At 39.2% G+C, this 11,361-nt stretch carries 10 protein-coding genes and 1 rRNA gene; 1 reads left to right on the forward strand and 10 read right to left on the reverse strand.

Annotated elements, in window-relative coordinates; translation table 11 throughout:
• Positions 1-33 precede the first annotated feature (33 nt).
• Together FTT87_RS12010 and FTT87_RS12015 are read right to left on the reverse strand one after the other, a co-directional pair.
• Positions 34-873, reverse strand: coding sequence for a C39 family peptidase (locus tag FTT87_RS12010; protein WP_180042533.1), 840 nt, complete (start codon positions 871-873; stop codon positions 34-36).
• 197 nt (positions 874-1,070) lie between these two features.
• Positions 1,071-2,105 (reverse strand): DUF6160 family protein, encoded by a 1,035-nt coding sequence (locus FTT87_RS12015; protein WP_180042534.1) that lies wholly within the window; start codon positions 2,103-2,105, stop codon positions 1,071-1,073.
• Between the two features lie 256 nt (positions 2,106-2,361).
• Between FTT87_RS12015 and pabB the strand changes: the two genes are divergently transcribed.
• Positions 2,362-3,732: an aminodeoxychorismate synthase component I gene (pabB, locus tag FTT87_RS12020; protein WP_086197702.1), complete on the forward strand. Its 1,371-nt coding sequence runs from the start codon at positions 2,362-2,364 to the stop codon at positions 3,730-3,732.
• Positions 3,733-3,809: 77 nt separating this feature from the next.
• On the opposite strand, the gene hisC is transcribed toward pabB, so the two are convergent.
• The 8 genes from hisC to rrf form a co-directional block, all read right to left on the reverse strand.
• Positions 3,810-4,901: a histidinol-phosphate transaminase gene (hisC, locus tag FTT87_RS12025; RefSeq protein WP_180042535.1), complete on the reverse strand. Its 1,092-nt coding sequence runs from the start codon at positions 4,899-4,901 to the stop codon at positions 3,810-3,812.
• A gap of 220 nt (positions 4,902-5,121) precedes the next feature.
• Complete coding sequence (gene hisD / locus FTT87_RS12030; protein WP_180042536.1) at positions 5,122-6,423, reverse strand: histidinol dehydrogenase; 1,302 nt, start codon at positions 6,421-6,423, stop codon at positions 5,122-5,124.
• 197 nt (positions 6,424-6,620) lie between these two features.
• Positions 6,621-7,316, reverse strand: a complete 696-nt coding sequence (gene hisG / locus FTT87_RS12035; RefSeq protein ID WP_086197705.1) for an ATP phosphoribosyltransferase — start codon at positions 7,314-7,316, stop codon at positions 6,621-6,623.
• Entirely contained in the window at positions 7,316-8,572 is a 1,257-nt protein-coding gene (gene murA / locus FTT87_RS12040) for a UDP-N-acetylglucosamine 1-carboxyvinyltransferase (protein ID WP_166171032.1), read from the reverse strand. Before murA ends, hisG begins: the two co-directional genes overlap by 1 nt.
• Positions 8,573-8,578: 6 nt before the next feature.
• Positions 8,579-8,830: a BolA family iron metabolism protein IbaG gene (ibaG, locus tag FTT87_RS12045; RefSeq protein ID WP_004650949.1), complete on the reverse strand. Its 252-nt coding sequence runs from the start codon at positions 8,828-8,830 to the stop codon at positions 8,579-8,581.
• A 137-nt stretch (positions 8,831-8,967) separates the two neighbouring features.
• On the reverse strand, positions 8,968-9,300 hold the full coding sequence (gene hpf / locus FTT87_RS12050) for a ribosome hibernation-promoting factor, HPF/YfiA family (protein WP_086197707.1): 333 nt from the start codon (positions 9,298-9,300) through the stop codon (positions 8,968-8,970).
• Between the two features lie 172 nt (positions 9,301-9,472).
• A complete protein-coding gene (locus FTT87_RS12055) occupies positions 9,473-10,927 on the reverse strand; it encodes an RNA polymerase factor sigma-54 (RefSeq protein WP_180042537.1) in 1,455 nt (484 codons plus the stop codon).
• Between the two features lie 333 nt (positions 10,928-11,260).
• Positions 11,261-11,361, reverse strand: a 5S ribosomal RNA gene (gene rrf / locus FTT87_RS12060); the annotation flags it as partial.

The following is an 11,361-nucleotide window of genomic DNA, read 5'->3' on the forward strand; positions in this document are numbered from 1 at the left end:
TTTTTATTTTTTTAATCTACTTACTTTTATACTTTATTTACTTTTGTAATAAAGACGTAAAAAATTATATGTCGATTCCCCAAATTTTTCCGAGTCTTCATTTAAATTCTTGTCTAAACGAATCGTTGATGCCTTATTGGCAATTTTATCCATATAGAACTGCGGATATTGCATGTTAACGAAAGCATAGCGATTGACAGTTGCATCTTCGACATGTCGTAAGTCTGTATCCTGAAGTGCTAATAAACTTTTTCTCTTTTCAGGTGCGACATTAATTAAAAATAGGGTGTTGTTTTCCCAGATATCCTTGAAACGTGTTTCATCGAAACTAATATTACCCACTGCAGGGTCAGCTACATAAACACGGCCATTCTTGTATGCTTTAAACACCACAAAATGTTTAAATCCTGCATAAGAAATTGGCACAATGGCTGGTTGTCCCTGTTTCACTAAATCGGAAAATTCGCCTTTATATCCCCCGCTTTCGAAACCGATTGCTCCGACAAAGCGTTTCATATCAAGTAAGGAAAAACTACGTCGCTCGACGATTTTCTCGGTCTCACCAAATTTAAGCAAACCATTCATAACTTGTTGTTCTGTCATGGTTACACCAACATCAACATAACCATTTAACAAGGTCGTTAATGCTGCTGATCCACAGCTATAGTCATAAGCTTGACGTACAATACCCCTAAATTGATCTTCTACAGCAGGTTTAATGAGGACTGCTTCTCTATGCATTCGAGTGAATGAATCTTGGCGAGAGTCTAAGGTTTCAGTGTAATACACAGCTTCCGCTGGCTTTTTTTTAATTTCAAAGGCTTCTTTGGCAGCGTAATACATCAATGCCGAGCCTAACGCGATCTCTAACATATCTTCTGACTTTTCTAGTTATCGGCATGACGTGCCTTTGCTCATTATTTTTCTAGAGTTATTACTCTACATCCATGTAAAAAGGAAGATAACCTTTTTTATAAAAAAAAACAGCTTTTTTTTAGTTTATTTGAAAAATTTAACATTATTTTTGTAAAAAAAAGCGCGTGATTTCACGCGCTTTTTTCAATTCGAAATTAATGACCAGAAATACTAATCATAGAACCTTTATCATAACTAGCACCGTAGAATGTTTGCAAACCTTGAACTTCTACATCACCAATAGAACCAGCAGTACGGCTACCTAAATGAATGCCTTTAACATAATTATCAATTTTGTCATTTGTGCTTACAATACGCACAAAGCCTTTATTCGCTGCCGACTCACCAAATACACTTACACTTGCTTTCATAGTTAAGTTTGTTGAATTGGCATCAGCAACTTTAATGCTTTCAATAAAGATTTCCCCTGGACCTGTAGTACTAATTGGACCAGCAGTTGGGTGAACTGCAACCACAGCACCATTTGTTGAATTATCTAAAATACCTAGGTTCTTGATTTCAAGACCACCCTGCATTACAGAATCCAATTTAATCATGGCACCTTGAGGCGCTGCACCCAATTGAATATTGGCAGTCATTTTACCTGTTTTAACAGACAAACCACTTAAAATCGCATTGTAGTTAGAATCATTACCGCCACGACGGATATTAACAGCAGGATCATTTGCACCAGATGCTGTTACACCAATCTCACCAATATGGATTTCCAAACCAGAAACTTGAGCTGCAATGTTGATAAATGCTGTATTACCACTCCCTGAACCAGCATCGCTATCAATTTGCAAATCAGCAAGGTTACCAGTAGCTAATAATGATTGGTAGTTTGCACCAATAAAAATACCTTGGTCTTTACGATCAATGGTACCACCATTGGTTAATGTAATTGTTTCTGAGTTTTTTGCACCCTTGATTGAAATAGCACCCGCATTACCAGTACCGCCTAAAGCAGTAGTAGGAATAACTGTACCAGTAGCATCTTTAGTACTTAAACCATCATTATCATGAACGAATAATTTATCGATCGTAATTCTAGAAATACCGATCCCGATGTTAATACCATCTTGACCAGTAGTAGCACCCAATGAAGCATCATCCATTGCTTGCATTGCCATCGCATTTGCGCTAATTGCTAATGAAGAAACTAAAGCAAGTTTAGTAAATTTTTTCATTTCGTACTCTCCCAAGAGTATTATTTTTTTGATTGTTAACTACTCGATTTCACTAATTGTTTTTTATTTTTTGACAATAGTGAGGCTTTCCTTGAGCAGCTGGTTTGCCCTAGCTAAGTTATCTCTGTGTCATTTTTTGTTCAACTGCTGTTGGTCGCAATCTACATGTTACCGATAAACGGTATTTACAGTTTTTATGCATCAACAATGTTATAGAATAGACCATCTATGTATCGAATTTATTAAGTCACGTCGTATGAATGAGCCTGTTTTTTTTCAAAAATTGCTAACCAAGCAACAGCTTAATCCTACTGAAATTCTTTTATGCTTATCGCATCTTAACCATGTGGTTTACTTAAAAAATGTAAAGCAACCTGTCATTGCAATTTTGGCTTCTGAATATATGCTGATGCAAAATAACAAAATTCAGAAATTTACCAGAACATCGTTAAACAAATATCAACAAAAAAATGAACCAATTGATTTCAATCAATTTTTTAAGCAGGATTTGCAAAATCACACCTCCGATTTCAATGGTGGTTTAATCGGTTTTATCAGTTATGATGAAGCTGCCCAACAACACGTCAATATTCAATCCAAGAACCAGCCCTCTTTATTTTTAGGCATTTATTGCAGCTATATTAAACTGACCGATCAAGGCTGGACCTTTTTTAGTCATGAACATGAGGCTGAAGCGATCTTTCAGGTACTTCAAAATGCCTTGCAAAACAAAAACAAGCCAAGTAAAGAAAATCAAAATTTCACCCTCACTCGACCTTGTACCGCACGCTGGACTAAAAAACAGTATGTGAATGCCTTTAATCAGATTCAAGATTACATTCGGGCAGGTGACTGTTATCAAATTAATTTAACTCAAGAATTTACAACCAAAGCACAAGGTTTGTTGTTAGATACAGCAGAAGCGTTTTGGCAATTGACTGATGCACCTTATTCAGGTTATCTCAAAATCAATGATTTTGAATTATTAAGCTGCTCTCCCGAACTGTTTATCAAGTTTGAAGCAAATCGGAAAATCACCACAAAACCGATTAAAGGCACTATGCCCAGATATTCAGATGTTGCGCAAGATGAGCAATCCAAGCAAAGCTTAATTCACTCTAAAAAAGACCAAGCCGAAAATGTAATGATTGTTGATTTACTGCGTAATGATTTGAGCGTATACGCTGAAACAGGCTCTGTTAAAACACCAAAACTTTTTGAAATTGAGTCATTTAATCAAGTTCATCATATGGTGAGTGAAGTCACTGCTAGATTAAGGCAAGATATCAATCCTTTTCACGTTCTGATGTCAGCTCTTCCGGGCGGTTCAATCACAGGCGCTCCCAAAATTCGTGCCATGCAAATTATAGAGGAACTTGAAGGTGCTCCACGTGGTGCCTACTGTGGTTCGATGGGGTATTTTAATTTTGATGGTACAGGTTCATGGAATATTTTGATTCGCTCAATTCAAAAATATCAGAATGATATTTCTGTTTGGGCTGGCGGAGGGATCACCATTGCATCAGATTGCGATGCCGAATATCAGGAATGTTTTGATAAAGTGTCTGCCATGCTGGATTTGCTTAATACCTGGTATAAGCCAAATCAACAAAAAAGCGATTCCTGAGAATCGCTTTTTTGACTTCAAATCCCTCCTCCCTTTATAAAAGGTGAGGAGCACTGCTCCGCAAGGGAGGTGTTTAATTAAGCTAAAATATCACTTCTCAAGGTATCGACTAAACGCTGGTTTTGCTCGTCGGTACCAATGGTAATACGCAGGAACTGGTTGATACGGGGCTTATTAAAATAACGTACGATAATGCCACGTTCGCGCAATTCAGCAGCAAGCTCAGCTGCATCTCGACTCGCTAATGACGCAAAAATAAAGTTTGCACTCGATGGCAAAACTTTAAAGCCAAGCTCAGCCAATTGGGCAACCAACTTTTCACGGCTTGCAATCACTTTCTCATTTTGCGCTTCGAAGTATTCTTGATCTTCAAAAGATGCTACAGCTGCTGCAATCGCAAAACGATCGATCGGATAAGAATTAAAACTGTTCTTCACCGCTTCAAGGGCAGCGATGAGATGTGGCTGTGCAATGGCAAAACCGACACGTAATCCCGCCAGTGAACGAGACTTAGATGTAGTTTGGCAAACCACCAAGTTATCGTATTTCTCAACCAGTTTTACCGCCGATTCAGCACCAAAATCCACATAAGCTTCATCTATGACGACCACTGAATCTGGATTGGCCTGAAGCACATCTTCAATGGCTGATAAACCCAGTGCGATACTGGTCGGTGCATTCGGATTGGTAATAATAATCCCGCCATTGGCCTGTTTATAATCATCCACCACAATTTCAAAATCATCATTCAATGGCAAAACTTTGGTTTTTACCCCAAAGAACTGACTGTAAACCGGATAAAAACTATAGGTAATGTCCGGATAAAGCACTGGCAACTCTTGGACAAAAAATGCTTTGAAGATATGTGCCAATACTTCATCAGAGCCATTACCTACAAATACATGATCTACCGAGACATGTTGCTGTTTGGCAATCGCCTGTTTTAAAGCAGATGCATCCGGGTCTGGATATAAACGCAGCACATCTGCTGAATTGGCCAATACCGCTTGAACCGCTTTGACCACTTTTGGTGATGGGGGATAGGGATTTTCATTGGTATTGAGTTTTAATAAGTTTTGGATTTTGGGTTGTTCACCTGGTACGTAAGGTTCGAGTTCACGTACTTCAGGACTCCAAAAACGCATTTGCTCTGTGGTGATGGTCGACATTTTATTTTCTCTTATTTCCCTCTCCTAACCTCATCTTGCGCTTTGCTTTAAAGCAATCATTAAAGCTCGCTCAGGGAGAGGAATCTTCATCTCATAAATGATGCAATCAAACATCAAAGTTATTCTCATAATATGAGTTTCCCCTCTCCTTTCAGGAGAGGGTTAGGGAGAGGTTTATAATTTTAGAAAACCAGATTTTTTCTATCTAGCCTATGATTTATTACTGATAACGATAACGCGCTGAACGTGCATGTGCATCCAGGTTTTCCTGTTGCGCCAAGATATCCGCTGTTTTTGCTAAAGTTTTCACGCCTTCTTGCGAGCACATAATCAGGCTGGAACGCTTCTGGAAATCATACACCCCGAGTGGTGATGAGAAACGCGCTGTGCCTGATGTTGGTAATACGTGGTTAGGACCGGCACAGTAATCACCAATCGCTTCAGGCGTATAACGTCCCATGAAGATGGCACCGGCATGGCGAATATTTTCCGACATTTTCTCTGCTTCATCCAGGCAAAGCTCTAAATGTTCTGGCGCAACCTGATTGATGAGGTCAATCGCTTCCTGACGATCTTTCACCAAAACCAATGCCCCACGGTTAGCAATTGAAGTACGAGCAATTTCAGCTTTTGGCAAAGCCGCCAAATGTTCTTCAATCGCCTGTTCAACGTCGTTTAAAAGCTGCTCATCTGGGGTGATAAAAATCGCTTGTGCAACTGTATCATGCTCAGCTTGTGACAATAAATCCATTGCCAGCCATTTCGCGTTATTCTGACCTTCTGCATATACCAAAATTTCGGATGGTCCTGCAATCATGTCAATACCGACTTGACCAAATACAGCACGTTTAGCTGCTGCTACGAAACGGTTACCTGGACCAGTAATTTTATCGACAGAGGGAATGGTTTCCGTACCATAAGCTAATGCTGCAACTGCTTGCGCACCCCCAATGGTAAATACACGGTGCACACCAGCCAGATATGCCGCTGCCAATACTAGGGGATTGAGTTCACCATTTGGCGCCGGAACCACCATGATAATTTCAGGCACGCCTGCAACATGCGCAGGCACGGCATTCATCAAGACTGAAGACGGATACGATGCCAAACCACCCGGTACATAAATACCGACACGATCCAGCGGGGTAATTTTTTGCCCTAAGGTATTTCCCAAAGCATCAACATAGGTCCAACCATCCTGCTTTTGTGCTTGATGGAATTCACGAATACGGTTTGCAGCCAATTCTAATGCTTCACGAACTTCTGTAGTTAAACCTTCAAAAGCCGTTTTAAGTTGTTCTTGAGTGAGTTCTAGATCAGAAAATTGATGCGCTGGATGTCGATCGAACTGTTGAGTGAGTTTAAGAACATGAGCATCCCCATGCAGACGTACGTCAGCAATGATTTGGTCTACGGTTTTTAAAAGTTCAGGATCACTAACTGTCTCAAAAGCCAACAAGTCCGCAAAGGCCTGTTTAAAGCTTTGATCTTGAGTCGATAAACGTCGCATCAATTTACCCACAAGGTTTAATAGGAAAACTTTAGTTTACCTTGTTTCCCAGACTTTGTGGGTATCTATCACGCATCTATTCACATAGTTTTATAGGAAATTACTTTGTGAATCATCGAATAAATCCGGGGCTTAAGCCGTTATGATAAAAATGGGCATAAAAAAACCGCCACAGGATGACGGTTTTTCAAATGAGCATGCAGCGCTGCTTATTTTTTGCTTTCGCGTTCTTCCACTGCTTTTTCAAGCTGTGCCAAAATCGGATTAAGCAGTGCTTGTTTACGTTTAAAGCTGGCTTTATTTACAATCAAACGTGAAGATACTTTGCAGATTTCTTCCAAAGGCTCTAAACCATTGGCACGTAGCGTATTACCCGTATCTACGACATCAACAATATAATCACCTAAACCAACCAGTGGCGCAAGTTCCATCGAACCGTAAAGCTTGATGACATCAACTTGCTCGCCCAGGCTGGCATAGTATTGACGTGTAAGATTCACATATTTAGTGGCAATTTTTAAACGGCCTTTCGGACGAACCATACCGACTTTACCCGCTGTCATGAGTTTGCAGTTGGCAATTTTCAGGTCTAATGGTTCATATACATTTTGTGCGCCATGTTCCATCAGCACATCTTTACCTGCAACACCCAAATCCGCTGCACCATTTTCCACATAAGTCGGTACATCAGAGGCACGTAAAATTAAAATACGGACCTGTTTATGTGTGGTTGGGAAAATTAATTTACGGGATTTATCCGGATCTTCCAGTAAATTAATTCCTGCTGTTTCTAGCAGAGGTAAAGTTTCTTTTAAAATACGTCCCTTACTTAATGCTAAAGTTAAACCATGATCAAAATTACCCATAACGTCAAAGTTTGGATCATCGTTTCTCATATCGCTCATTAACTTACTCGCTTAATTTGGGCACCTAAACCTTGTAACTTCGCTTCAACATCTTCATAACCGCGATCAATATGATAAATACGGTCAATCAGGGTTTCACCTTCGGCAGCCAATGCAGCCAAAACCAAAGAGAAAGAAGCACGTAAATCTGTCGCCATTACAGGAGCAGCTGAAAGTTTTTCCACCCCTGTAACCACTGCATCGTTACCTTCAACCTGAATATTTGCGCCCATACGTGCCAATTCAGGTACATGCATAAAACGGTTTTCAAAAATCGTTTCAGAAATCGTGGCAAAGCCACGACCAATCGCGTTGACAGCCATAAGCTGAGCTTGCATATCAGTTGGGAATTCTGGATGTGGCAGGGTCTGGAAGCTGACCGCTTTAGGACGTTTACCCATCATATCGAGTTCAATCCAGTCATCACCACGGGTCACTTCCGCACCCATTTCTTCAAACTTATCCAAAACGGCTTCAAGTAATGCTGGATCGGTATGGGTCGTTTTTACTTTACCACCGGTAATTGCCGCGGCAGCCAAATATGAACCTGTTTCAATACGGTCGGCAACTACAGCATATTCACAGCCATGTAAATGCTCAACACCGGTAACCACTAAAGTCTCGGTATCCAAACCTTCAATTTTCGCACCCATTTTAATCAGCATTTTTGCCAGATCAGTGATTTCAGGTTCACGAGCTGCATTACGGATAGTTGTGACGCCATCAGCTAATACTGCTGCCATCAGAATATTTTCAGTACCGCCCACAGTCACCATATCAAAGACCACTTCGCCACCTTTGAGACGACCATCGACTTTGGCATTAACATAACCGGCTTCAACTTCAATTTCAGCACCCAAAGCTTCTAATGCTTTAAGATGTTGATCGACTGGGCGTGAACCAATGGCACATCCACCAGGAAGAGATACTTTTGCACTACCATAGCGCGCCAATAACGGACCAAGCACCAAAATAGAAGCACGCATGGTTTTGACCAGTTCATAGGGGGCAAACTGATTATCTAATGTAGACGTATCCGCTTTAACGGTATCGCCTTCATAAGAAATTTGAACACCCAAACCAGCAATCAGTTTTACCAACGTGTTCACATCCTTAAGATTTGGAACATTGGTTAATGTGGTGGGAGTTTCAGGGAGAATCATTGCAGCAAGTAATGGAAGTGCTGCATTTTTTGCACCAGAAATACGCACTTCACCTTCGAGCTTAACACCGCCCTGAATTAAAAATTTATCCATCTAGTTCTAAGCTCCGAATAAGCTTGCTTTACGCCATTCTTCTTTGGTCATTGCACGAATAGTTACTGCATGTACTTCACCGCTGGCAATATATGAATTTAACGGAGCATAAACTGTCTGTTGGCGTGCCACCGGACGTTTGCCTTCAAATTGTTCATCTACAATGCGAAGATCAAATTTCCCGCCTTGCCCACTAACTGCAACTTCAGCCTCTGGAAAAGCAGCTTTTAAAATTTCAGTGAGCTGTTCACTATTCATCACAAAGACCTCTTATAGGACCAACGGTGTAAAAACCTGCCATTTTACTATAAATATGAAAAATAAATCATTAAGCTATAACATTTAATATATAAAAAAAGAGGTCATAAAAAACCTCTTTTTGTTCAGCAACAAAACTATGCCATTAAAGATGGGGATGCAACCTGCATTTTTCTATGCTTATGCAACTGTCTTTTAAGTTTTTCTGTTAATTTTTTTATTGATGTATACATATCATCAGCTGTTGCCTGTGCAAACAATTCTGCCCCCGGTACACGAATAATTGCTTCTGCAATATGATTCAAACTTCCTTTTCTTGATCGTTTATCTACTTGATGATCTTTGCTCAATTTCACCTGCATACTATTGACCTGATCTAAATGTTTGGTCATTTCAGCAAATTTTAAACGAATATTATCTTCAATTGCAGGGGTGATAGTTAAGTGATGACCACGAATTGTTATTTGCATAATTCTATCCCTCACCTTCTTTAGGATTAGTTAAAGTCGTAGCCGAAATGATCTGCTGACAGAACCTAGAATTCTGCAATTTACACTTTAAATCATTTCCACCACACCTTTAAAAGAAAAAAGATTCATTATGTTGTCATAATGAATCCTTAGAATAATCAGATTTTAAAAATTAGATCAAGACTTTTCGTTCAGAAGATGAAGGAATATGTAACGACTCTCGATATTTAGCGACAGTTCGACGTGCCACATCAATGCCATCTTGTTTTAACAAATTGGCAATAATATTGTCAGATAAAGGCTTGCGTGGATTTTCTTCGGAAATTAACTTTTTAATTTTTGCCCGAATCGCAATTGAAGATGCCTCCCCACCTGAAGTCGTTGCCACATGACTGGAAAAAAAATATTTCAGTTCAAACAAGCCGCGCGGGGTCAGCATGAATTTATTGGTCGTCACCCGAGAAACTGTAGATTCATGCAATTCCACCTCTTCCGCAATATCGCGCAGTACTAAAGGTTTCATCCCTTCAGCACCTATTTCCAAAAATCTTTTTTGATGTTCCACGATACAGGTGGCCACTTTTAATAAGGTTTTATGACGCTCATCGACACTTTTAATAAAATTTTTGGCATCCAGCATTTGATTGCGTAAATATTGATTATCGTTACTTTGATCTGCACGTTTAATCATACTGGCATAAAAAGAATTGACCCTTAATTTAGGCATAACATCCTGATTTAACTGCACTTGCCAATGATCATTCTTTTTCATGACCACCACATCGGGAATTTGATAATCAGAGTCTTTTTCTTCAAACTCCATTCCCGGATAAGCTTTTAAGGTCTTTAACAGATCAACTGCACATTTCAATTGTTCAGGATTCAAACCCGTTTGTTTGATCAATTTTGGCAATTCATTCGAAATCAATAATTCATAATGATTTAGTAAAGTTATCGCTTCATGACGATAAGCTTGATGTACAGGTAAACTTTCCAATTGTACCAATAAACATTCTGCCAGATTACGTGATGCTACACCTGGAGGATCCAGATGCTGAATATGTTTTAAGACAACAAGGACTTCATCATCTTCCACTTCATCCTCATAATCCATAGTTTCCAATAAATGCTGCACAGATGCCGTGATTTCAGCAATTTCAGCATCTAAAAAACCTTTTTCATCTAAAGAATCAACAATACAATGTGCTATCAGGCGATCTACAGCAGAAAAATGCAACAAATTGATTTGTTCAAGTATGTGTTCTTTTAGACCAAGATGTCCCTGACGGTTATCTTCACGCTCTTCATATTCAGGGGAACCAAGACTCGTCGGTTGATGGGTATAGACATCATCCCAATCAGTATCGACAGGTAAATCATCAGGAAGATGGTTGGCATTCAACTCATTGGTTAAATCTTTATTATCGCGTTCCTGATCTTGTAAGGTGGATAAACTTTCAATCGAAGATTGCTCTTCAACCTTCTCTAGTAAGGGATTACTATCAAGTTGAATCTGAATTTCTTGCTCTAGTTCAAGACTAGAAAGTTGAAGCAAACGAATGGCTTGTTGTAACTGCGGTGTCAGTGACAAGGAGTTTGCAACTTTTAATCCAACCGATAACTTCATATTACCCTACTCTTTTTAACTGCTATTTATGAAAACACATCTTGCAAGCAATTTTTGTGCCGTTTTAATTTTTATATCATAGATACACATAAAAAATATACAAATTTAAAATTTTTTAATTATATTTTCGATAAAATACTCACGAAATATTAATAAATATTTTTATAAATTAATAACTTACTCAAATAATGAAATCTAATTATCTAAATAGCAGAAAAATCAATTTCGTTAAAGAATCTAATTTCATTCATCATCAAATAATAATTTTAAGGTTTTAATAATCCAGGCAAAAAAAAAGCCCCTGCAAATGCAGGGGCTTTTTAAGGAATAATGAGCTGGCGATGACTTACTCTCACATGGGTAATCCCACACTACCATCAGCGCTAAGAGGTTTCACTTCTGAGTTCGGGAAGGGATCAGGTGGTTCACTCTTG

Origin of the sequence: Acinetobacter sp. YH01022 (assembly GCF_013420235.1) — a bacterium.
GTDB lineage: Bacteria > Pseudomonadota > Gammaproteobacteria > Pseudomonadales > Moraxellaceae > Acinetobacter.

What these genes read in the sequence shown, in the direction of transcription:
- FTT87_RS12010 (WP_180042533.1), bottom strand. Translation starts at nt 873, where the DNA reads ATGTTAGAGATCGCGTTAGGCTCGGCATTGATGTATTACGCTGCCAAA.
- FTT87_RS12015 (WP_180042534.1), bottom strand. Translation starts at nt 2,105, where the DNA reads ATGAAAAAATTTACTAAACTTGCTTTAGTTTCTTCATTAGCAATTAGC.
- pabB (WP_086197702.1), top strand. Translation starts at nt 2,362, where the DNA reads ATGAATGAGCCTGTTTTTTTTCAAAAATTGCTAACCAAGCAACAGCTT.
- hisC (WP_180042535.1), bottom strand. Translation starts at nt 4,901, where the DNA reads ATGTCGACCATCACCACAGAGCAAATGCGTTTTTGGAGTCCTGAAGTA.
- hisG (WP_086197705.1), bottom strand. Translation starts at nt 7,316, where the DNA reads ATGAGCGATATGAGAAACGATGATCCAAACTTTGACGTTATGGGTAAT.
- murA (WP_166171032.1), bottom strand. Translation starts at nt 8,572, where the DNA reads ATGGATAAATTTTTAATTCAGGGCGGTGTTAAGCTCGAAGGTGAAGTG.
- ibaG (WP_004650949.1), bottom strand. Translation starts at nt 8,830, where the DNA reads ATGAATAGTGAACAGCTCACTGAAATTTTAAAAGCTGCTTTTCCAGAG.
- hpf (WP_086197707.1), bottom strand. Translation starts at nt 9,300, where the DNA reads ATGCAAATAACAATTCGTGGTCATCACTTAACTATCACCCCTGCAATT.
- FTT87_RS12055 (WP_180042537.1), bottom strand. Translation starts at nt 10,927, where the DNA reads ATGAAGTTATCGGTTGGATTAAAAGTTGCAAACTCCTTGTCACTGACA.